This is a genomic window from Paenibacillus sp. Negev47 (assembly GCF_058313655.1).
Genome location: NZ_CM177754.1, coordinates 6,686,055 through 6,710,731, shown reverse-complemented (window position 1 = coordinate 6,710,731; position 24,677 = coordinate 6,686,055). Strand labels below are relative to the sequence as shown.

The 24,677-nt window shown below is 47.2% G+C and carries 14 protein-coding genes; 8 read left to right on the top strand and 6 right to left on the bottom strand.

What is annotated here, in order from left to right:
• Positions 1–59: 59 nt before the first annotated feature.
• The gene (locus AC4G47_RS30090) at positions 60–1,451 is read right to left on the bottom strand and encodes a CAP domain-containing protein (protein ID WP_491104200.1); all 1,392 of its coding nucleotides are present in this window, start codon (positions 1,449–1,451) and stop codon (positions 60–62) included.
• A 348-nt stretch (positions 1,452–1,799) separates the two neighbouring features.
• Here AC4G47_RS30090 and AC4G47_RS30085 point away from each other — a divergent pair, with 348 nt between their 5' ends.
• The 7 genes from AC4G47_RS30085 to AC4G47_RS30055 all read left to right on the top strand — a co-directional run bounded on the left by AC4G47_RS30085 (position 1,800) and on the right by AC4G47_RS30055 (position 17,057).
• Entirely contained in the window at positions 1,800–8,027 is a 6,228-nt protein-coding gene (locus AC4G47_RS30085; RefSeq protein ID WP_491104198.1) for a DUF7601 domain-containing protein, read from the top strand.
• A 22-nt stretch (positions 8,028–8,049) separates the two neighbouring features.
• The gene (gene srtB, locus AC4G47_RS30080; RefSeq protein ID WP_491104196.1) at positions 8,050–8,826 is read left to right on the top strand and encodes a class B sortase; all 777 of its coding nucleotides are present in this window, start codon (positions 8,050–8,052) and stop codon (positions 8,824–8,826) included.
• 272 nt (positions 8,827–9,098) lie between these two features.
• The gene (locus AC4G47_RS30075; RefSeq protein ID WP_491104194.1) at positions 9,099–10,187 is read left to right on the top strand and encodes a GtrA family protein; all 1,089 of its coding nucleotides are present in this window, start codon (positions 9,099–9,101) and stop codon (positions 10,185–10,187) included.
• Entirely contained in the window at positions 10,187–12,478 is a 2,292-nt protein-coding gene (locus tag AC4G47_RS30070) for a glycosyltransferase family 2 protein (protein WP_491104192.1), read from the top strand. Before AC4G47_RS30075 ends, AC4G47_RS30070 begins: the two co-directional genes overlap by 1 nt.
• An 11-nt stretch (positions 12,479–12,489) precedes the next feature.
• Positions 12,490–14,343, top strand: coding sequence for a hypothetical protein (locus tag AC4G47_RS30065; RefSeq protein ID WP_491104190.1), 1,854 nt, complete (start codon positions 12,490–12,492; stop codon positions 14,341–14,343).
• 161 nt (positions 14,344–14,504) lie between these two features.
• Positions 14,505–15,644 carry a 5-methyltetrahydropteroyltriglutamate--homocysteine S-methyltransferase gene (locus tag AC4G47_RS30060; RefSeq protein WP_491104189.1) on the top strand — a complete coding sequence of 380 codons (1,140 nt, stop codon included), beginning with the start codon at positions 14,505–14,507 and terminating at the stop codon, positions 15,642–15,644.
• Positions 15,645–15,842: 198 nt separating this feature from the next.
• The gene (locus AC4G47_RS30055; RefSeq protein ID WP_491104187.1) at positions 15,843–17,057 is read left to right on the top strand and encodes an ATP-binding protein; all 1,215 of its coding nucleotides are present in this window, start codon (positions 15,843–15,845) and stop codon (positions 17,055–17,057) included.
• Between the two features lie 62 nt (positions 17,058–17,119).
• On the opposite strand, the gene AC4G47_RS30050 is transcribed toward AC4G47_RS30055, so the two are convergent.
• The 5 genes from AC4G47_RS30050 to AC4G47_RS30030 form a co-directional block, all read right to left on the bottom strand.
• A complete protein-coding gene (locus tag AC4G47_RS30050; RefSeq protein ID WP_491104186.1) occupies positions 17,120–17,920 on the bottom strand; it encodes an ABC transporter ATP-binding protein in 801 nt (266 codons plus the stop codon).
• Complete coding sequence (locus AC4G47_RS30045) at positions 17,920–18,951, bottom strand: FecCD family ABC transporter permease (protein ID WP_491104185.1); 1,032 nt, start codon at positions 18,949–18,951, stop codon at positions 17,920–17,922. Before AC4G47_RS30045 ends, AC4G47_RS30050 begins: the two co-directional genes overlap by 1 nt.
• Positions 18,948–19,988, bottom strand: coding sequence for a FecCD family ABC transporter permease (locus AC4G47_RS30040; protein WP_491104183.1), 1,041 nt, complete (start codon positions 19,986–19,988; stop codon positions 18,948–18,950). The genes AC4G47_RS30045 and AC4G47_RS30040 overlap by 4 nt, the downstream gene beginning before the upstream one ends.
• Complete coding sequence (locus AC4G47_RS30035) at positions 19,981–21,063, bottom strand: iron-siderophore ABC transporter substrate-binding protein (protein WP_491104182.1); 1,083 nt, start codon at positions 21,061–21,063, stop codon at positions 19,981–19,983. Before AC4G47_RS30035 ends, AC4G47_RS30040 begins: the two co-directional genes overlap by 8 nt.
• Before the next feature lie 423 nt (positions 21,064–21,486).
• Positions 21,487–22,578, bottom strand: coding sequence for a GntR family transcriptional regulator (locus AC4G47_RS30030; RefSeq protein ID WP_491106834.1), 1,092 nt, complete (start codon positions 22,576–22,578; stop codon positions 21,487–21,489).
• Positions 22,579–23,019: 441 nt separating this feature from the next.
• Between AC4G47_RS30030 and AC4G47_RS30025 the strand changes: the two genes are divergently transcribed.
• The gene (locus tag AC4G47_RS30025) at positions 23,020–24,621 is read left to right on the top strand and encodes a xylulokinase (RefSeq protein ID WP_491104181.1); all 1,602 of its coding nucleotides are present in this window, start codon (positions 23,020–23,022) and stop codon (positions 24,619–24,621) included.
• Positions 24,622–24,677: the final 56 nt, after the last annotated feature.

Sequence of the window (24,677 nt, the reverse complement as noted above, 5' to 3'; positions counted from 1 at the left end):
TTCAGTACTCCCCTCGTAACTCAGCTCCGCTTACATAAGCATTCGGGCGGAGGGTCTATTCATTTTGGCGTATAAAAGTTTTGGGTATAGTAGGTTCGGAAAATGCCAACGCCAAGACGCTGGAGGTTGCCGTTCAGCATATTTTTGCGATGCCCGGAGGAGTTCAGCCAGCCATTATGTACGTCCATGGCATCAATGTACCCATAAGCTATATTTTCCGCTGCCCTGGAGTAAACGATACCATCGGCCTTCATTCGGTCGAATGGAGACTGTCCTTCCGGATTACTATGATTGAAATATTCCCGCTCACTCATGTCTTGGCTATGTTTCCTCGCTGTTGAAGCGATGTGGTCATCCCATTGCAGGAGACTGATGCCATTCTTCTGTCGAAATACATTGGCAAGGTCGAATACTTGCAGCTCCATGGCATGTGTCCGTTCTTCACGATTACCAGCTTCAGAGGCATGGGCTCCAGTTGCGGTTGCGAGCCTGCTACTCACCAAAATGGCATCAACTTTCTGATTACTGGAGGTATCCAGATAATATGTAATATCCTCGAACTGCTTACTCGTCATATACGATTTGCTAGAAGGGTCTATTTGTTCCCCGATCAGACTCGATAACTCGTTTACAGTGATGCCATCCTGAATACCATTGTCCGAGCTCCATACGCCAGGTGCGTTGGAATATAATGCGACGACTTTTCCGCTCTCGATGCCTATTTGAGCATACTTAGCATAATCCTTGTTGTAGATATACCAAGTGAATCCATACCCACTTGCGTCTTTCCGGTCAGGTTGGCCGATCTTACCGATGACAGCTGCTTCGGAGTCACCTAATGAAATTTCGAGCAAGGTAAGGCCTTCTGTTGTTACTTTTGATAGTGAGGGTAACTTCTCTTTCACATTTTTGAGTAGAGTTACCGCTTCAGCGCGAGTAATCGTGTCCGATGCCCCGAAACCTTTTACGGTATTGGAGGTCTTCCCATTGGCAATCCCTTGATTGAGCAAATATTGAATCGCGGTGGTTGTATCTGTTTCTTCACCTGAAGCTGCGTACGCAATCAAGGCAGCAGCGTCACCTCTTGAATATGCCGCTGACGACTCTCCGTAACGAACTGGCCATCCCATCGCATATGCAGATTCATAATATGGGGTGTACCAACGATCGGTAGTATGAGTGGAAGGAAGCGTAATTTCATCCTTATACAACCGCATCAGCATCGCCAGAAACTCCGGCTCAGTTACGGCAGTAGATGGACGAAAGTTTCCCTGCCCGTCTCCTTGGGCAAGTCCATTGTCAATAGCCCAGCTAATACTTGAATAACTCCAATGCTGTTCCGGCACGTCTTTAAATTGCGGCTGGCCTGCTGCCTCTGTAACAGATGCCATGGATACACTTAGCAGTACAGATAATGCAGTTGCAATCGCGAGTTTGTTTAGTTTCTTCATCTTACAGCCTCCTCGATTCTATTTTAAAATATTTGACATTCACTTGCCTGGTAGGTGATCACAAGCCTTATAACCGGGTCACTGGACAAAGAGGAAATTGTGAATCCCCCTTAATTTAATGTCGGATGTTATAACTCTTTTCTTTAATAGAGGCGTAATTTCACTTTGCGCCAACATAGATTGGCCATTGTTTAGATTTTGTATAGGTCTCTATATTAGAATGGTCAAGCATGCCATATAATTTGGCTCATTTTGTCACTTTCTGTTGTAAGTTCTAAAGATCATCAAGGAAAGGGCAAAAGGTTGCTGATCGCAACCAAATTTTCAGAAGAGGAGGAGATTTTCATATTGAAACAAAAACGCAGTATAGGTAAAACTTTGCTATCTTTCTGCCTGGCAGTTGTACTTGTCTTGCAGACAGTGGTGTTCCCTACTGCTGCATATGCGGATGAAGATTCCGGCTCGCTGAACGCGACCGAATCGTCGTCGGCTGAGGCGGTGTATGACGCGCCAGACGAACCGTCGTCGGCACCGGAGACGGAAGCGCCAGGCGAATCACCGTCGGCACCTGAGACGGAAGCGCCAGACGAATCACCGTCGGCACCGGAGGCGGAAGCGCCAGATGAATCACCGTCGGCACCGGAGACGGACTCACCAGGTGAATCACCGTCGACACTGGAGACGACGTCCGCGGCAATTGCGGCAGATCCGGCGGACAAAACGGCGGTCCTGGTGAATGCCAATCTGACGTTCATGCTCACGGTGAAGCAGGGGGACCCTGCGGCTGTGATTCCGGCGGGGGGCGAGATTAATGGCCGAGAGAATTTTACCCTAGAGTTAGATAATATCGCCGTCCCGACCAAGGGCGACGACCTCAATGCTCCGTCCGAAAGCGTGATCCAGCAGGGGGATTATGCCATTTTGGATAAGGCGACCTACTTCCCTGATGTGAATTTGACGCCCGCTGGTCCTATACCAATCAACCAGGGCGGACTGAAAATTGCTACAGTCCAGTTTTTTGCCGATTCCATCAAAATTACTTTTGATGGCGCAGGGGTGTATGACGGGAGTAGACGCGACGTAAAAATCGGCTTTTCCGCTGCTGCCAAGGCGGCAGATCAGGCGCCTGGCGGAGGCAAGGATACGGCCATTTTCGGAAACGGCTATAAATTTAATAACTCGGAATTAGTGCCGGAATACAGTATTGACGTCAAGTCGGCCAGCAACGGCAACGATAACAGCGAAATCAGCACCGCCCATTTTAAAGAAGGCACCATTACATGGCGAGTGGTAGTCAATGCCAACGATACGGACGATAAGACCGTTCCCATGCCGCTTGATGGGTTAACTTTCTCTGACGAGCTTGCGAACGTCGGTGTATATGTGCCGGGGTCCTTTACTGTGAATGGAGTTGAAGCAGATCCTAATTATGCTGCTGACCGAACACTTTCCTACAAGTTCCCAAGCGTATCTACTGCCGATGACGTTAAAAACACGGCGACGATTACCTTCAAAACGTGGATTCCTAAAAATATTTATTACTATGAGAAGAACGGCAACTGGGATCAGTATGGCTGGACTGCCGTTACAAACAACGCAAAGCTTTTGGGTGACACTGATGTCGATGTAAAGGCTTCATCAAACTCGCATCGGGTTGCCGTGCGCCCCAACTGGATTGTGGTGGGCGGCAAGCCTGGCAAGAGCGGAAACGATACCCTCATTACCTGGACTGTTGAGGTCAACAGGGCGATTAGCAACGGCCGGTTGCTCTCCAAAACCGGTTTGCAGAATGTGATGATTACAGACATCCTGCCCGAGGGGACGGAGTTTGTGTCCTCAACCTATAAGAATGGGGACGGAGGTATAGATACCCCAATTACCCGCAACGCCTCAGGGGAGTACGACATCGGATCCGCCATCGGCGGGAATCTGGACGGGCCCCTCTATTTAACGATTGTGACAAAGGTGACAGACAGCAGCAAGTCAACCTTCGATTACAAAGCGCGGGCAAACTGGGTATTGGATGTTCTGGATGGAGGAGATGCCATCCAGAACAACGATGCGACAGGTTGGATTCCACCCGCTGCCGTTGTAGACACTGCGAGGGTTATAATCGGCGCACATGCCTTCACGAAAAGCGTTGCAACAAACAATGCCACCGCCTACGCGCTGTATAATGTCGGAGGCGCAAGGTGGACGATCAATTTGACGCCGCAGTATGATCTGGATGCTCCAGTCGTCTATGATTTGCTGGTTCACGGCGGTTCGCTCGATGTGCTGGATAAACTGGATCCTAATCCTAATGTAACGGCGGACACTCTGAATGCAATCAAAAGCCAAATCGACGACAAACAGCTCTGGCAAAAATACCGCGACAAGACGCTGACTGTTAGTAGTGGACTAGCCGGAGATGTAATCACCTTGACGGTGGACGACAACCCGGTGGCTGATCTTATCAAGGTGACCGGGTATAAAGGAAGTGTGCTGGGGAGCGTTTCTTTTGAATCCGTCACTACCAATCCGGATAACCTTTTCCGTCAAGATTTCGGAGGCGGATGGAGTAACCGAGCCTTGTTCTTTGATGGTGACGCTTATATGAACTACAAAGAAGCCACTGTCAAGAACCCAGTGCGGATGCTGAACAAGGAGATGCTGTACGCGAGTTCAGTCGATCAGAACGGCAATGCGCTAGGAAACATAGCCGCCGATTGGAACCGAAATTATAGCAACTGGAGCGCCAGCACATGGACGCGGCCAATTGTCGTCAATAATCCGAACTGGTATATGGACGACTCCCGTGATGATAAATACATCCTGGCAGGCTATGACCGCAAGGATCGAACAGTCACTTTCCGACTGGCGGTGAACATGCCGGGGTTCAATACGGAGGAAATGTCCAAGAATGGCGGTACCCGCGTAGCCAGTGACATCAAGCTGGTGGATACGCTGCCTGAGGGCTGGGAATTTGTAGATTATACTCCGGGTGAGGCTTATAGGCTTTATAAAGGTGTTACGGGCTATAATGCGGGCTCAGGAGCAAGTGCAGGCGGTTATGGCAGATACGCACAAGCATCAGGCGAGGCCATTCAGCCGGACGATCCCAAGCATGTGGTAAGCTTCGACAAGAACGGCAATGTAGGCACATTCACCTTCTCCAAGCTGGAGAGCCCTTACGTCATTCTTGTTAAGGCGCGTCCAACCAATGAAGAGCTGGCGACTTACCAGCTAGGTAACAATAATGCCGGTGAGAATCAGGCTGAGTTCTCCATGAAATGGGGAGACAAACCGTATAGCGCCAATGAAAAGCACAGAATTATTGTGCCTATGCAGTCTCTGAGCAAGACGGTACAAAAGCCGGTTTCCGGCGTGCAGGAATGGACGGTGAATTACACGCCCCCATTCGAGATGAAACCAGGCGTCTACTTGCTGGATACCCTTGCCAAGGGACTGAAGCTGCGCCAAAATGCAGAGGGAGGTCTTTCCCTCGCATCTTCCGACATTGCTGTCTATCCCGGCAAGTTGAAGCCGGACGGCACTCTGGAGCGTGACGGAGAGCCGCTGAATCTTGCGGATCCGAATAGTGAGGTGAAGGTCACCGCGGGCACAGACCCGGAGACCGAGGGCTCGACACTTAGGTTTGATTTTGCCGACCCGAACAAGTTATATCAGATCGTTTACCAGACCGAATCCCAGGGTATGCAGCCGGGAACGGCCGGGAATTCCATCAAGCTGATGGGCGATGATACCCTTCCGCCGATCGGAGCGCAGAGCAGTATTATGCTGGACGCGAACGATGTGGCGGGAAGTGCAAACGAAAACGGCTTGCTCTTCCTCAAGAAGGTTGGACCCGACGGCACCACTCCGCTGAAGGATGTAAAGTTCAAGTTGTTCAATCCTGACGGTACACCAGCCAGGGATAGAGAAAATAATGAAATGGCAGAAAAAGTGACGGGTACGGACGGCAAGACAGATTTCATTATACAGTTGCCGGGGGACTATATGCTCAAGCAGACCTATATTGACCCCCTCACTTACTTGCCTACGACAAAGGTATACCGGGTACGTGTTATCGATGCGCCGGGCAAGCCTGTCCTTGTTGACGGACAGAAGGTGGAATCAAACAATCCGCTGATCGTACCAACACCTGCCCAAGGCAAGCTGACCATCACCAATAGCGTGGAGGGGAATGGCAGCGATTCGAACAAAGAGTTCGAGTACACCGTGAACTTCACTGGTGAAGGCAAGGACGGGACGTACACTTATATGAAGCCAGATAATACGTATAGCACGATCAAGAGCGGTGACAAGATTACGCTCAAGCACGGCCAAACTGTGACGCTTCCGGCATTACCTGCGGATCTGCTCTATTCCGTAACTGAGGCCGATTATACGACCGTTGACGGCTATACGACCACACCAGAGACAAGAGAGTTGTCTGGCACAATCGTGAATAGAGGCGATCACAAGGCAGACTTCGTCAATGAAAGAACCGTTAACAAGCTGACCGTGAGCAATACGGTTATGGGCAACGGCGGCGACAAGACGAAGGAGTTCGAGTATACCGTCATCTTTGAGGACTCAGGCAAGGATGGAAGCTACGCGTATACGAAGTCGGATGGCGAGACGAGTACACCAGGCACGATCAAGTCCGGGGATACTTTCAAGCTCAAGGATGGAGAGACACTGGATATTTTGGATCTGCCTAAGAATCTGAAATATACAGTTACCCAGAAGGAATACACCATCGATGAATACGTGACTATTCCTGAAGGACGGTATTATAACGGAGTCATGAAGGGCCAAGATGAAGATGCCCCGTATACGAATGTACGAGTATTGAAGGGCGGCCTGTTAATCAGCAACACAGTTAAAGGCAAAGATGACGACAAAAAGGTGCCATTCAAGTACACGGTTACCTTCACAGGTGACGGATCGGATGAATCCTACGACTATGTGAAGTCAGACGGCAGCAAGGGCATGATCAAGAACGGAGATACCTTCGAACTTACAGATGGTCAGACGCTCACTGTACAGGGACTGCCAACCAATCTCCAGTATAAGGTGACTCAGGATGAGTATACGAAAGATGGTTATGTGACAGATCCAGAGAGTCTCACTCACACGGGCACGATTCCAGAGAAGAAAGTGTCTGAAGCACATTTTGTCAATACTCGCCCTTATCTGGAAGGCGTATTGCGTAACAACAACACAGGAGAAGTCATTCCGAATGCGCCGATTACGATAACCGATCTGAAGACAGGCGAAGAGATTCAGACGCATACGAATGAGAAGGGTGAATATGCAATTCCAGCCGTAGCGGATACGGACTACACGATCACATATACGAAGTGGTATCGGGTAGGTGGTAAGGATGTGCCTGTCGAGTTTACACAAAAAGCAAATGTGAACAGCAGTGTAACGGACGAGACCGTTCCAGCAGACATTACGGCTGTGGGAATTATTCTGTTCAAGCAACTGAACGGAACAACAGAACTGTTCAACGATTTGTTCACCAGCCACATGAATATTTATTTGAGGAACAGTGACGGGACTTATATTGAAGAAAACGGTCGCCCTAAGGCATTCCCGATGGCTTCAAATGGAACGTTCTCCGTGGAAGGGCTAAGCGAACAGAAGTACACAATGGAAGTTCGCTATAAGGCTGACACAGGTGAGGAGCTGCTCCTGAAGGTGACACAACTGGACGTGAAAGCTGACGGAGAGCTTAATATATCCGAGGAATTGGTTGACCCTTACGGGACGGTTTATGATGAAACGACAGGAGATGCCATCACTGGCAAGAAAATTGATGGAGCTAAAGTTACCCTGTATTATGCGGACACTCAGCGCAATAGAGACAAAGGCCGCATTCCGGGTACAAAAGTAACGCTCCCTGCGGTTCCGAATTTCCCACCGCACGACAACGCAAGCCCAGAGCAGGATAGTGACACAAATGGTTTCTATGCGTACATGGTGTTTCCTGAAGCGGATTACTATCTGATCGTAACGAAAGACGGATACGAAACGCATACGAGTGGTACAATTTCAGTCGATTTTGACATTGTAAGATACGACGTGCCAATGAAGCCGGTTCGTTCTGGTGGCGGCACCGGCGGTAATGGTAACAACGGTGGCGGCACCGTAACGCCAGATCCGGGCACCGTAACGCCAGATCCGGGCACCGTAACGCCAGATCCGGGCACCGTAACGCCAGATCCAGGCAACGTAACGCCAGATCCAGGCAACGTAACGCCAGATCCGGGCACCGTAACGCCAGATCCAGGCACCGTAACGCCAGATCCGGGCACCGCAACGCCAGATCCGGGCACCGTAACGCCAGATCCAGGCAACGTAACGCCAGATCCAGGCAACGTAACGCCAGATCCGGGCACCGTAACGCCCGAGCCAAGCAATGGTAACGATCAGAATAAGAACGTTAGCAACGAGTTGGACGATGCTCCGAAAACGGGAGATAACACCGTATCGCCATTCTTGTATATGGCATTGGCGCTGATGTCCTTAATGACGATCGGGTTCTGTCTGCTCGGTAACAAGAAGAAAAAGCACATTCAGTAAGGGAAGGGGAGGCGGTAAGGAAATGAGCAATACTAAAAAAATTCTTATCGCTGTTTCCTTGCTTGTCTTGGTATTTTCTCTTGTCAGTATTGCGAGAATTTTTTTGCGGGACTATGCGGAGCAGCAGAAAATCGAAGAGTTAACAAAGGTTTGGAAAGAAGGGTCAGACCAAGGTGGAGGGGATGCATTCCCCTCCCTTTTGTTCAATAAAGGCAATGAGCCGGTTATGCTTCCCGAATTCCGAGGGCTTTATGAGAGGAACTCAGACATCTTCGGCTGGCTGAAGATTGACGGCACCCGAATTGAGTACCCAGTCATGCAGAACCCACAGGATTCGGAGTACTATCTCAATCATGACTTTGATAAAAATGAAAACCAAGGTGGCCTTCCTTTTTTGGACGCGCATAGTGAGACCAACCATTCAGACATTTTGCTGATTCATGGTCATCACATGAAAAGTGGTTGGATGTTTAAAGATTTAATGAAGTACAAGGACGAAAGCTTTTATCAAGAACATGCTACGCTTCAGTTCAGTACACTTTACGAAAAGGCAGAGTATGAGATTGTGGCTGTTATTCTATCAAAAGTGTATCGCAAATCGGACGACGTTTTTAAATACTACCAGATTGAAAATGTGAATACGTCAGCTGAGTTTGATTCATATGTTCAGAACATCAGAAAACTCGCTCTTTATGATACGGGTGTAACAGCTCAATATGGCGACAAACTTATTGTACTCTCCACGTGTGAGTACTCCACTGAACATGGCCGGTTAGCGGTGGTCGCCCGAAAGCGTTAATGCGATGTTGACACACGAAAATCAATCTGATCCATATTGCGTCCTCCCCATGGAGGGCGTGATTTTTTGTTCCACAGCAGCTTGAAATCTGCAATAAATTCTCTCGGATTTTCTAGTAAATTTCACCTAGTTCTACCTTCATGATTGTGTACATTTCTTTTACCAATATATATATAAGTTATTCGTTTACTGTATAACATATCGATGTTATACTCACTTTATTCCAAAAGATTATGCAAAAAAATGTCGAATTGAGGCTTATTAGGATGATTATGGGTAAACAAAACGGCGAAACGATCATCCTCATTCCATCGCTTGAACCGGATGAGAGACTTTTGTCCTATGTACGGCAATTGCAAGAATATGGATTGAAGAATATTGTTATTGTGGATGATGGATCTGGTAAGGCATACCAGTCGATTTTTGAGGAACTCCGTGAGAACGGTTGTGCCCTTCTGACTCATGCGGAGAATCAAGGGAAGGGTGCGGCGCTCAAGACCGGCTTTCAGTATATTGGACAACAATATGATGCATCTTCCTTCGTTGTAACTGCTGATTCAGATGGACAGCACGCAGCAGAGGATGTATATCGAATTGCCCATGAAGCGAGACTTCATCCGGACTCGTTAGTTCTCGGGGTAAGGAACTTCAGTGAAGGCAACATACCGCCGAAGTCACTGTTAGGCAATCGGATGACCTCCTTTATTTTTGCCATGTTATATGGAAAGAAACTATCAGATACCCAGACCGGGCTTCGTGCTTTTGGTCCCGGGCTACTTGCGTTTATGCAGGATGTTCGCGGCACTCGGTTTGAATATGAGTTGCAGATGCTCATCTCGTGCATTCAGTCCGGCATACCGATCCATACCATGCCAATTCAAGTTATCTATGAAAGCGGTAATGCAGGAACTCATTTTAAAGCGATCCAGGATAGTGCTCGGGTCATGGGGGTATTGTTCTCCAATTTCCTGCGTTTCATATCATCGTCTGTGGCAAGTTCTGTTGTGGATTTGGGCATTGCCTGGTTTTTGATCGATGCTTTGCGCCCTGTGTTGGGTGAACAACACTATCTAAGAATTCTGCTCGCAACCGTGATTGCGAGGATTATTTCTATTGTGGTCAACTATGTACTGAATAGATATTTTGTATTCCGTAAGGAAGATAGCCAGGGAAGTCTATGGCGCTATTTGACGTTATGCGGAGTGGTCATCTTGCTTTCCAGTACCGGCGTATATCTATTCCATACCGTTCTCTTCGTAGATGAGAAATTGGCGAAATTCGTCTGTGATGCCTTGCTGTTCCTGCTCAGTTTCCAATTGCAGCGAAGATGGGTATTTGCAGCAAGGAGGAAGCAGCTGTAGTGCAAAACGAGAAAAGGCAAAATATCTTTTTTATCATCACCATGATTCTAATGACGATTTACTTGCTATGGCGCATGTTCTTTACTTTGCCATGGGGTGAAGGCGTACTGAATGTGATTTTCGGTATCTTGCTGATTGTGGCTGAAACCGTAACGGTACTGACAACCTTTGAATTATTCTTTCAAAAGATGCAAAAGAAACGTACACAACTCGACTTTCCAACTATTCCACCAGAGTATTATCCAGACGTGGATGTATTTATCGCTACGCATAATGAACCCGTCGATCTGTTGTATAAAACGGTTAATGCCTGTACGTTCATGGATTATCCGGACAAGCAGAAGGTTCATATATACATCTGTGATGATGGAGCAAGACCTGAGGTGGAGGAGCTTGCCAGACAGTTCGGCGTGGGTTATCTGGGTTTCCCGGGGAACAAGGATGCCAAGTCGGGCAACCTGAATAATGCCCTGAGCAAAAGCTCTTCTCCGCTCATTGCAACGTTTGATGCAGATATGATTCCGCAGCACACCTTCCTGATGAAAACGGTCCCCTATTTCATGCTCTCCACGTTCATTAAGGAGAATGAGGAATGGCGTCTTCGCCGTGAGGATGAAATGGACCCTAAGTTCAAGCTTGGTCTGGTACAGACCCCGCAAAGCTTCTATAATCCGGATCTATTCCAGTTTAACCTGTATGCAGAGCAAGGCATTCCGAATGAACAGGATTTCTTCTCCCGAGAAGTGAACATCTTGCGTAACGCCTCCAATGCGGTAGCCTATACAGGAAGCAATACGATTATTTCCCGGCAAGGTATGGAGGACATCGGAGGTTTTCCACTCAATACGATTACGGAGGACTTTGAGACAAGCATTCGCTTGCAGCAGGAAGGTTATATTACCTATGCGACTCAAGAGGTTCAAGCCGCCGGGCAGACAACAACAACCGTGAAGAGCATGATTAAGCAGCGGATTCGCTGGGCAAGGGGTATTATACAGAGCCTGCAGAATACGCGCGCTCCGTTATCCGAGAAGCTTCCCTTCTGGACAAGAGTGACCTATTTGAGCAGCTTCTTATACTGGTGGTCCTTCTTTAACCGGTTGATTTTTATTTTGGCGCCTATTTTGTTTGCGTTATTCGATTTCCAGATTGTAAACACAACCTTCTGGCAGATCCTAGTATTCTGGCTTCCGTCCTATTTCTTCTACAGTGTCTCGATGCGTTATCTGTCCAGCAATATTCGGAACCAGCGATGGAGTCAGGTAATTGATACGATATTTATGCCTTATCTCATCTGGCCGGTTCTCCTGGAAACACTGGGTATCCGTGAGAAAAAATTCAAGGTTACGAACAAAAGTAGAGCGAGTGGTCGACAATGGATGTCTGCTCTGTTATATGCCCTTCCGCATATTTTCCTGCTGTTGCTTTCCATTGCAGCCGTAATTCGATATGTAAATGGCAAGTACGGTATCGCGCTGTTCTTCAGCAGCATCATTATTTTCTGGCTGATTCATAACATGATCGCGCTATGTTATGCCCTGTTCTTCATGATCGGTCGCCGTGCGTATCGTGAGACAGAGCGGATTCGGGCACAGGAGGATGTCACGATCTATGATCAGGACACGAATCTACGCTACGAGGCTAAGACCGTTGATGTATCCGAGCAAGGGATTGCCTTTTATGTCCCATATCCCATATATCTACCTGAACAGAAGACGATCTCGCTGGTCGTAAAATCCGAGCGGTATGAGGCCAATCTTGATGCAGTTATTGTCTATGTTAAACAGGATGGAGAGGGTTGGCGCTATTCCGCAACCGTTCAGCCGATCGATGAGAAGGATAACCGCCAATACATGCAAATCATCTATGATCGTAAACATTCATTGCCAGAGCAAATGAACCTGTGGGATACGGCTTATGACGATATGCTTCGCAATGTGAAAAAACGTATCGTGCAACCTAGATCGGATCAGCGGAAAATGCCACGGCTTTCCCTGCAGCTTCCGGTCAATTTCACCAATAATGCTGGATGTACGCTGCGCAGCTTCAACTATCGTTTCTTTTCCGCGACAGGTCTCCACGGTGACATCGCGGCAGGAGCGCTCGTTACCTTTTATACGAAGAGTAACATTGAAGTCCTATTACAACACACGGGCAAAACAACGGCCAATCATCGCGAAGTGCTTCTCTCCATTGAGAATATCGATGATATTGTGGAGCGTGGCCTGATTAGTCAGTTATTGAAAGATTTGACCCATCCACATAGCGAGAGTTTCACCAGAGAGGGTTAGGAGAGATAGAGATGCTCATTATGCTTCAACTTGTGATGGGAGTTTTATTGATATTCTCCTTTCTTGGCTATATGCAGTTTGTACGGAAGGCACTTTCCCTACGTTGGGAGTTCATCCCCGTATTTGTGTTTTCCTCGGTTGCTTGTCTTGTTTTTCTTAGTGGTTTGGCAGGGCAGCTCTTTACGGGCAGCCTTGTCATTCTGATTGTAGGTTTGCTTTTGTATGGGGGAATGGTGCTTCTCGGATTACGCCGAGGAACCTCTTTTCGCATGTCTTTTTCCTTATTCCAGTTTTCATTTCTAGCAGGGACTTTTGTTTTCTTGCTGGTACTCTTTCAGAACCAATTAACACACTACGATAATTTTTCCCACTGGGCTATCGTATTGAAGCAGATGTTGAGCACAGATGCTTTTCCGACGCCAGACTCCAGCCTGATTGATTTTAAAAACTATCCGCTGGGGACTTCGTCATTTATTTATTATGTCTGTCGCTTCATGGGACATTCCCAGTCCGTGATGCTTTTGGCACAAGGTCTACTTATCTTTTCCTGCTTTTATGCCATGTTTGGCATCGTTTCGGAGAAGAAACGCTTTCTTCTGTATGCTTTTCTCGGACTTGGGTTATCTACGCTTTCATTTTTCAACCTTACGATTCGGATCACCAACTTACTTGTAGACTTCTTGCTTCCGATCTACGCGCTCGCCATCCTGGCGGTCGTTTACCAGTATCGTAATGAGATAAAAAAAGCATGTATTGTTGTTCTCCCGCTTGCGGGATTGCTGACCATTATCAAAAGCACAGGGGTTATTTTCGCAGCCATCGGTCTCATCTTCCTGGTATATACGTGGCTAAAGCATCGGCAAAAGTTCAGTTGGAAAACGGCGCTCGCTGTGGTGGGTACGATCTGTGGAGCACTGATTCCTTACTTCGGCTGGAGCTGGCGTATGGCGACGGTATTCCAAGGGATTGATAACAAGTTCGATGTGGCTACCACGGGAATTCAGGCCGGCAAGACGTCAGAGCAGATGCGTGAGATTCTATGGCTTTTCTTGAAGTCCAGTACGGATCTGACGACGCGCCCAGTGATCGGAATTGTTCTTTTCCAGCTTATCGCGATCGCAGCTTCGGTATTTGCCGTTGTTGTGCTCAAGAAGAAGTGGAACCTGTGGAAAGCATTGATAGCATTGGATGTTGTACTGTTACTGTACTATGCAGGCATACTGGCGTTGTATCTCTTCTCCATGCCACTGGATGAGGCGATTGTCCTGGCTGGGTTTGAGCGTTATGCATCGAGTATCGTGGTGCTGTTCGCCGGTGGGCTGGTGTTGTGCGCTGCGATCGACCTGGAACGTTCATTCCACTATAGGATTGGTGAAGTGCCTGATTATCAAGCCTTTAAGACGGTTGAGTCGAAGGGTCACTATCAAAAAGGGATTATCGGTTGTATGGCGGTTGCTGCCACGATTCTTTTGTCTGAATACAATGGTATCGTCTCCATAGCCCAAAGCTATGATACAACGCTCCCTTACAAGATTCATGCGGTTACTGGTGATCGGTGGTACCAGGGAGGGCAGGAGGATAATAACAGATATCTTTTCTACGCCTCGGACAGGGACCAGCAGGTCACGAACTATTACATGCAATATGTAGGAAAGTATTTCTTGTATGCTCCACATGTGGATGGGATCGTGTTGTTCTATGAGGATAATATGGACAATCTGTTGAGCGGCTACGATTATCTGGTGGTCGTCGAGACGGATCTTAACGCCAAGTGGTTGCTGAAAAAGCATTATGGCATCGACATGAAAGAGGGTATCTACAAAATCACCCGTTCCGGGGATCAGATCGTTCTTACTTTGACGTGAGATCATAGGCGTTGAAGTGCTGTTAAGGTCAACATAGAGTCTCCTTAAATATAGCCTGTTATAGCTAAAACCTATAACAGGCTATAGCTCTTTCGTAGAACGATAAATCCGATCGGATATGTTATATTTAATTCTATAATGATAAACGGGGAGATTAACCTATGAACATACAAACCGAACCTAAACAAAGAACCGTCACTCCATTTCGATATGATATTGTTGGCAGTTTCCTGCGCCCAAGTGCGTTGAAAGATGCCAGATTAAAATACCAGAACGGCGAAATTACCACGGAACAGTTGAATGAAGTAGAGAACGCTGAGATTGTGAAACTCGTACAGAAACAAAAAGAGGTTGGTCTTCAGGCTGTAACGGACGGTGAATTCCGTCGCTCTTGGTGGCATCTGGACTTCTTCTGGGGACTGGATGGCGTAGAGCGGACAATCATTGATGAGGGCTATCGATTCAACGGTGCAACATCCAGACCGGAGACAGCTCGTCTGACTGGCAAAATAAGCTACAGCAATCACCCATTTGTAGCGCATTATGCCTTCTTAAAAGATACGGCTGGCGACGACGTTGTTGCCCGTCAATCCATTCCAGCGGCCGCACAGTTCCTATTCGAATTGGACCGGGCAGATAATAAGGAAAGCACACAGGCTGTCTATCCGAACCGCCAAGAGCTTCTTTCGGACATTGCTGGGGCATACAAAGCATCCATTCTGGCCTTCTATGAAGCTGGATGCCGCAGTATCCAGATCGATGATTGCACTTGGGGCGCACTATGTGATCAACAGTTCATCACAGTGATGGAGCAGATTGGCGTCAATGTGGAAGAGTATGCAAACGAACTCGCAAAACTGAACGAAGAAGTGGTATCCGGCCTGCCGGAAGATCTCGTGGTAACGACCCATGTCTGCCGCGGTAACTATGTATCGACATTTGCAGGAGTCGGTGGGGGATACGAGCCAATTGCGCAGACACTTCTGAGCATCGATAACTACTCTGGCTTCTACCTGGAGTTCGATACGGAACGGGCTGGGGATTTCAAGCCACTTCGTTTCCTGAAGGATAATCAACAGGTCGTACTTGGACTCTTCTCTTCCAAATTCGGAGAGCTGGAGAACAAGGAAGATATCCTGAAACGGATCGAGGAAGCCAAACAATATGTTGATCTGGATCGAATCTGCCTGAGCCCACAATGTGGCTTCGCTTCCACGGAAGAAGGCAACCATCTGACCGAGGAACAACAATGGCGCAAGCTTGCGTTCATTAAGGAAATTGCCGAAGAGCTTTGGAAGTAACATTCGCATCTTCAATGGTCAGTCATCATATGTTATGCATGAACAAAAACAACTGCCAAATAGCCGTACGGACATCATCCGTATGGCTTTTCATTGTAATCTTTTTTCGGAGTGGATGTTTGATCATGGCCCATAGTATGCAGGTCGCCAAATAAGATACAATGATACTGTAGAAATCCATTTAAAAGTGGTGAATTCATGAAAGAATTGCACAGTCAGATGAATCGGAAAACGTATTATATTTCTATGCTAGTGATTATTGCTCTGATGTTATCGGGATTAATCCTGTCCACGACAGAATTGAACGGGATTACGGTAGGTTATATTATCCACTGCCTATGCGTAACCGTTCTTGCCGTATGTTTATTGGTGTACCCCAAGGTTGAGACGTTTCCCTTCAGATTGAGCATCATTCTTATCGGATTTACATACTTCTATACGCTTGCTATTTTATATCCCGAATCGTGGACAACCTATATTCTCATATGTCTACTCCCAGCACTCGCCATCCTGTTCTATGATCTGAAATTATTTTATTTCTCGTTAATTCTTAATGGAATATTGCTCCTCATTACGTTTGGTTACAATCTTCTGTATAACCAAGGGAATGAGTATGCATATATACATACGGATGTGGCAGGCAATTTTATCAATATTATGGGCAGTCAGGTCATTTTATTTCTCATTTTTCATCTGACCTTTTCTCAAATGAGAAAGCAGGAACTTTATTTTGAGCAATTACAACAATCAGAGCGTTTGAAGATGATCGCTCATCTAACAGCTGCTGTTGCCCATGAGATTCGTAATCCAGTGACGGTGGTGCGAGGTTTTCTGCAGCTATATCGAGAAGATCCCTCTTTTGAGCAGCCGGTGAGGAATAAGTTTGCCTTAATGATTGATGAATTGAATACCGTAGAGCAGGTGACCTCTCAGTTCCTGACCCTTGCCAAACCCAATAGAGAACTGAGACCAGAGAAGCTCGATGTGAGGAAGGTCCTTGAAGGTGTGATGGGTCTGCTCAGCTCCTATGCGATGTTGTCGGACAAACATATGGATGTGCAGGTGGATGAGGATTGCATAATTCTTATTAATACAATTGAGTTCAAGCAGTTGCTGATCAATCTTATCAAAAATGCGCTGGAAGCTTCGGATGCGGGTACAACCGTCCAAGTAACAGCGAAGCGAGTGAAGCAATGGGTAGAGATAAGAATATCGGATCAGGGAAACGGCATGACTGAGGAAGAGGTGAAGTCACTGGGGACTCCGTTTTATTCATTGAAAACAAATGGGACGGGGCTTGGATTAATGATCTGCTATAATATCGTGGAAAAGTATGAGGGAACGATCGAATATCACAGCGCAAAAGGTCAGGGGACCTCGGTGACTATTCGCTTTTTAGCTAAAACGGTATAGGCGTAAAAATAAGAAGCGACAGTTAGGACAAAGGGATCTTTGTCTCAACTGCCGCTATTCGTCTATCTCGCATGATATCGCCCTTTGGGCACCACCATCGGTGATCCTGAAACGGGATCTTCAATGACCGTACATTCCAATCCGAAAATGTCTTTCACTTGTGGGGCGGTTATTACCTCTGAAGGTTTACCCTGAGCCACAAGCTTTCCGGTATGAAGCGCAAAGATATGATCCGCATATCGCGCTGATAAGTTGATATCGTGCAGTACCATCACAATGGTCGTTCCGTGTTTGCGATTCAGCTCCGTAAGCAGGTCCAGAATCTCGACTTGATAGGTGATGTCCAAGAAGGTCGTCGGCTCATCGAGAAACAGGATATCCGTCTGTTGCGCCAGCGCCATAGCAATCCACACACGCTGACGTTGGCCGCCTGAGAGTTCATCAATATTGTGATTGGCAAACTCGGTGATGTTCATGATGGTCATGGCTTCGGCCACAGCCTCATAATCCTTCTTGGTCCACCCACTGAACAAGGATTGGTGTGGGAACCTTCCACGACCCACCAGATCGGCTACCGAAATGCCTTCCGGAACAATGGGAGACTGCGGGAGTAATCCGATCACCCGAGCCAATTGCTTGGGCGGGATTTTGCCAATGGCTTTGCCGTCCAGCGTAATGCTGCCCGAAGTAGGCTTAATGAGCCTGGCCATCGTTTTCAAAAGGGTAGACTTACCGCAGCCGTTAGAGCCAATAATGACGCTAATTTTATTACTCGGTATGACAATGTCCACACCGTGGATAATCGTTTTATTTTCATATCCCGCAACGAGTTGTTTCGCTTCAAATACATGTGTCGGTTTCATTATAACTCCCCCTTACGATTCATTCGGATTAACAGGAAGATCAGATACGGTGCTCCGAGTAATCCAGTAATGACGCCTACGGGGAATCTGTACTCAAAAGCAAACTGTCCGATGAGGTCGGAGGCCAGGACCAGATTAACGCCAACCAGACCTGCCGGGAGGATGTTCGAGGAGCCAACACCTACGAGCCTCTTCGCAATAGGTCCCGCAAGGAAAGAGACAAAGGCAATCGGACCTGTAGTCGCGATAGCAATGGCAACCATGCAGACGGAACTGACAATAAGTGCAATTCTGGTTTTGTCCGTATCTACACCTAGTGAAAATGCCGATTGTTCTCCGAGTTCCAATATACTGAGATGTTTACCCAGCATCATGATGATGGGTGAGCAGATTAGTACGGTAATCACGAGAGGTGGTAGTGCACTCATCTGAGATCCGTTCAGACTGCCTGTGAGCCATCGAATTGCGGCAGGAATATCTTTTTCAGAACTAACCAGCAGGAGGTAAGAGATCACCGCATCAAGCATAGCTTGAATACCAATCCCGATAAGTATTAACCGTCCGATGGAGAACACTTTTCCTCTGGAGAGTACATATATGAACATCACCGTAGCCAGACCTGCAATCACTGAAGCTAAGGAAACAATGGCTCCGCTTGCATGAAGTACGACGATACAGAACACAGCGGCAGCGCTTGAACCTGACGTGATCCCGATGACATTAGGATTCGCCAGCGGATTCCGCAACATGGTCTGGAAGGTATAACCTGCAATGCCGAAGGCGAATCCGGCAAAGAGACCTGTGAGCATTCTTGGTAGACGTATCGTATTCACGGCAAAAGACACACCTTTGATCTTCTCTCCCGCAAGGGAGCTGATGACATCTTTAACCGGATAGATTGTGTTGCCGAGCAAAAGCATGGCGCAGCAAAGAGCACATGCAAGTATGGCAAGGAGACTGGTGACAAGTGTCCAGCGGCGACGTCGATGACGTCTGCCCGCCATAATAAATTCAATCGACTGATCTCTCATAATGAACGCACTTTCGATCGCATCGAGAGGATGATTAGTATTGGAGCCCCTATAAAGGCAGTAACGACACCAACTTCAAGCTCTCCAGGGTTGCTGATGAGTCTGCCACCGACATCGGATATGGTTAGAATGATCGCTCCAGCTACCGCTGACATAGGTATGACAAAACGTAAGTCAGGACCCAGTATAAGGCGTATGACGTGTGTAGATAACAATCCGATGAAACCAATAGGCCCAGCAAGTGCAGTAGCTGCACCACACAACAAAACCCCTGCAAGAGCCGCAATGAATCGAAGCGTACCTGTGCGAACACCGAGTCCTGTCGCAACATCGTCACCCAGGGCCAGCGCGTTCAGGGCGGGCGCCGTCAGAAATGCAATAAGTACCCCAATGACCAGGAAAGGGATGAACGTACTGATTCCACTCCAGGTTGCCGATCCTACGCTGCCCACTTGCCAGAACCTGAACTGGTCCATGACATAGGAGCGAGGGATCATAATGGCGGTGACGAGTGAGGAGAGCGCGGCACTTATGGCCGCTCCGGCTAAAACAAGCTTAATGGGCGTGGCTCCGCCACGCCCCATTGAGCCAATTCCGAATACGAACACGGCCGTTATTGCCGCTCCAGCTAGTGCCAGCCAGATATATTGATTGGCGCTGCTGATGTTCAGGAATGCAATACCCATCACCACAAACAGGGATGCCCCTGTATTGACGCCCAATATGCTTGGGTCGGCAAGCGGGTTCCGGGTAACGGCTTGCATAAGTGCTCCTGACACGCCGAGTGCTACTCCGCATAACAAACTGAAGACCGTTCGGGAGATCCGTTTGCGCACGATGTTTGCCCCATATGAGTCTACCTCTGGGTGAAATAATCCGTCGATTAACTCATGAAACCTCACGGGTCTAGAGCCGAAGACCAGTGAGGCAATCATAGTTGCAGCAAGCAGAATGAAACAAATGACTAACACCAAGATGAAGTTCTTGGGGACATGTGCTCGTATTCGATTATCGTTCGAAAGCGATGTACTATTCATTGATCTTGTCGATGGCTCCACTAATCAATTTCAGGTAATCATCAATAGTATAGGAAATGGACAGCGGGTTTGGCGTTCCAGCAGCAACCAAAGGTGTGTCTGCTTCAATGAATGCTACGGAACCACGTTTAACCGCAGGGATTTTACCTAGCAGTGGATCAGCCTGAATGGCTTTCAGCAACTCGGCATTACCATAACCAACGAGGATATCTGCATCATTAAGAGCCTCAGCATTCTCTGCACTTAGACTCAGGGAGTAGCTGTTAGGATCTTCAATCTGGCTGGTAATACTCTCTGGGACAACCAATCCCAGCTCACCAAGAAAGGCCACGCGGGAATCTACAGGTGTATAGATATGAAGTTTGGACATGTCTTCAGCGGAGAAGTTAACCCAAACCACTTTTTTGTCTTTGATCTGAGGATATGCGGCTAATTTTTCGTTGACCATGGCCTCAGTATCTTTGATCAATTGCTCACCTTCTGCTTCCATTCCCATACCCTTCGCATTGAAAGTAACCTGTTCACGCCATGTTGTTGCCCATGGAGCCGTTGGATAGGCTACAACCGGAGCAATTTCACTAAGAAGATCATAATCTTCCTGAGTGATACCGGAGTATGCTGCAAGAATGACATCTGGATTGGAATCGGAAATCGCTTCAAAATCAAGTCCATCTGTATCTTGGAAAACGTTCGGGTCTGTTACGCCGAGTTCATCGAGTTTCTTAGCTGTCCAAGGCAGCAGTCCGCTGTCATCCTGAACACCGAAGTTAGCTGCCGAGAAGCCTACAGGAACTTGTCCAAGCGCGAGAACGACATCTTGGTTCGCCCATTGTACAGTAGCTACACGTTCAGGCTTTTTCTCAATAACCGTTTCACCCAAAGCATGCTTGATTGTAATTGGATATCCGGCATTCTCATCTGTAGCGGCTGGTGTTTCTGTAGCTGGAGCTGTCGAATCACTTGCAGCAGGAGTTGCTGCTGGCTCAGCTGTTTGGTTGCCACAACCTACCAATGCCAAGATGAAGACCAGTGATAGAAGTAATGTTGTTAAGGAAAGCTTTCTCTTTGTGTTCATGTGTTTCCCCTTCCTGAATCTTAAAATATATTTGATGGTGCTGAATATCCGGGTTGATCTATTACATCCATGAGGATGTGAACAAGTAAATATATAAAACGTTTTATGTATCTGATAATGATTATCAACATCAATAAATATATCTTTTATTCAAAGGGAGTGTCAATGAAAAAATTGTAAAGGCTCATATCATATTAGGGTTATATTTTTGGGGGAAGAAAGGCGTTATTGTAAGTTTGGTGAGTGATGAAGCGGATCAGACGAAGTAGTTTCTATTAGAGAAGATATATATGTAGGAAAAAGTTGATTCCAAATTATATTAAACAAGAACAAAGAAGGCCGCAGATGATTCTAACGGCCTTCTTCATGCATGTTGGACAGAAACGCTCTGAAACACCTTTATCGCTCCGTTCCAGACCAATGTTATTCCACTTCGATCTCCTTCACCGTCTCTCCTTCAACCAGCACGGGTTGATAGTAGGTGTTCGTCGGCAGATCCTTTTTGCCTTGCAGATTTTTGATCACCCAGTCGGCAGCATCGCGGCCCATTTGTTCTTGGGGATGGGTTAGCGTTGTTAGCCTTATGTTGGCGTTCTTGGCGATGTACGAATTGTCCTGCCCAATGATGGATAACTCATCCGGGATCGAGATGCCCAGTTGCCTACAGGCGTGCACGACCTCCAGTCCCACCTCATCGTTATAACAGACGATCGCGGTAAGCGCATCTCTGTTTTCGTCCAGATACGTTGCTACATTAGAAGATAACTCTGGTTTTGATGCTGTATCAAAGGAGAGTACTTGCTCAGGATGGAACCGTAACTTCGCTTCACCCAATGCCTTAATGTACCCCTTCAACCGGTACTTTCCTTGTAGGTCATCCATTTTGGCAATAATGCCGATCTGGGTATGGCCTTTGGAGATCAATTCCCGAGTGGCAAGATAGCTGGATTGCACGTCATCCAGGCAGAAGAACGGAACCTCCAGCTCCTCATAGAACGCATTAATCATCGTAAACGGCACATCCTGCTCCTTGAACGACAGATAGTATGCAATATTGGGATTATACAGATTACTTTTGGTTGGTTCGACAATCAGACCATCCACGCCGTAGGAGAGCATCATTTCGAGGGCTTTTTTCTCCTGTGCCACATCATTATTGGTGCTGGCCAGCAGTAACGAGTAGTTGTCCTCATTCAGACGACTCTCGATGCCGCGAATAATGGAAGGAAAGATGTAATCCGAGATGTATGTCGTGATTACACCGATCGTTTTCTTCGAGGTATGACCGCCTGATCGTGATCGGTACTGATTACTAACGTAGGTTCCTGAACCCTTTTCACTTCGTAAAAACCCCTCGTTCGATAACTCCAAAATGGCTTTCCGCACCGTCTGGCGACTTACGTTGTAGCTGTCCTGTAATGCGGACTCTGTTGGAATCTGTTCGCCTATGCTATATGTCCCCGAGAGGATATGACTCTTTATATCATCAATGATGACCTGGTATTTTGGCTTCACGTAGTCCACTTCTTTCATCGTTACTCATCTATATAAACGTTGTTGTTCAAATAGTTGTACGTACATATTTTATCATGATTCAGTTGGGATGAAAACAAAACAGAACATTTTTCGAACTGAACCGTACATATTCGGACTTATTGCATAGAGGTGTACCTTACAGCATAGCCATTATATAGCTATTTAAGACCTTTGAATGGTCAAATAGAGTGCAATATGTGTACTTTGTAAGTATAACTATTATATATTATTGACAAATGTACGTACAAAAAATATACTAAGGCTGTCAGAAAAGGAAAGCGTATTCTTTGAAAACACAGACTTTTTGAACAACCTTTTATACAAAATTCATTATTAGCTATTGCCATAAGTAAAAGCTTCACCTTATATACGCATCTTTTGGGATGTAAAATCGCGACCGGAGAGGGGATACACGTGATTATGAGTCAATTGGACTTGAAAGAAGCCATTACCAAGGGCGCTACTTCACTTGGAATTGAATTTGGATCAACGCGGATTAAGGCGGTGTTGATTGACGAACGTTTTGAAACCATCGCTTCAGGCAGTTATGAATGGGAGAACCTTCTGAAAGATGGATATTGGACGTACAACCAGGAGGATATCATCAAAGGTCTGCAAACGGCTTATCGTGAGATGAAGCAAGATGTGGAACAGAAATACGGAGTCACGCTGCGAACGGTCGGTTCTATTGGATTCTCGGCCATGATGCATGGATATATCGCATTGGATAGCGCAGGCGAACTGCTGGTACCTTTCCGCACCTGGCGTAACGCTACTACGGGAGCAGCTGCAAGAGAGCTGACGGAACTTCTGCAATTCAATATTCCGGAACGTTGGAGTATCGCCCACTTGTACCAAGCGATTTTGAACGAAGAGGCGCATCTGCCACGGATCGATCACCTGACAACCTTGGCTGGATACATCCACTGGTTGCTAACGGGCAATAAGGCGATTGGGATCGGCGATGCTTCAGGTATTTTCCCAATTGACGAGTCTACACATAACTATCACCCATCCATGATTCAACAGTTCGACGAACAGATTGCAGGCAAAGGTTATCCATGGAAAGTCGAGGACCTTCTTCCCAAGGTATATCTCGCTGGTGAGCAGGCAGGTGCATTAACGGAAGCGGGAGCCAAGTTGCTCGACCCTTCGCAAGATCTGCAAGCAGGCATTCCACTTTGCCCGCCAGAAGGCGATGCTGGAACGGGTATGGTGGCAACGAATAGCGTGAGAAAACGTACGGGGAACATCTCCGTCGGCACATCCGTATTTGCGATGATCGTACTGGAGAAGGAATTATCCAAAGTGTATCCCGAGATCGATATGGTCACCACGCCAGATGGCAGTCCAGTAGGGATGGTACATGCCAACAACTGTTCCAGTGATATCAACGCATGGGTTGGATTGTTCCGTGAATTCTCTCAAGCGATGGGATATGAAGTGGATAACGGCAAGTTGTTTAGCGTGTTGTTTAACAAGGCTTTGGAGGCAGACCCAGATGGTGGCGGCTTGCTCAGCTACGGTTATTACTCAGGTGAGAACATTACGGGACTTGAGAAAGGCCGTCCATTGTTCGTCCGCTCCCCGGAAAGCAACTTCAATCTGGCGAACTTTATGCGGACACATCTGTTCAGTGCCTTCGGTGCACTCAAGCTTGGTATGGACATTTTGACAGAGGAAGAGAATGTGGCCATTGACAGTATTTTGGCTCATGGTGGCCTATTCAAAACCCCTGTTGTTGGACAACGGATTGTAGCTGCTGCGATGAACGTGCCCGTATCGGTAATGTCTACTGCTGGTGAAGGCGGCGCATGGGGTATGGCACTTCTGGCTTCGTACATGATCAACAAGGATCAAGAGGAGAGCCTGGATGTGTTCCTGGAGCAGAAGGTCTTTAACGATGTTGAGGGAGTCGAAGTGGCGCCGGATGCATCGGATGTGAAAGGGTTTGAAGCATTTATCGAACGCTACCGGAGTGGACTCACAATTGAGCAGGCAGCTGTAGATCATCTGGTATAGGTTGTTCAAAAAGACGCTTTTGATTACGAAGGATGCCTAGTGGCATCATCAACATC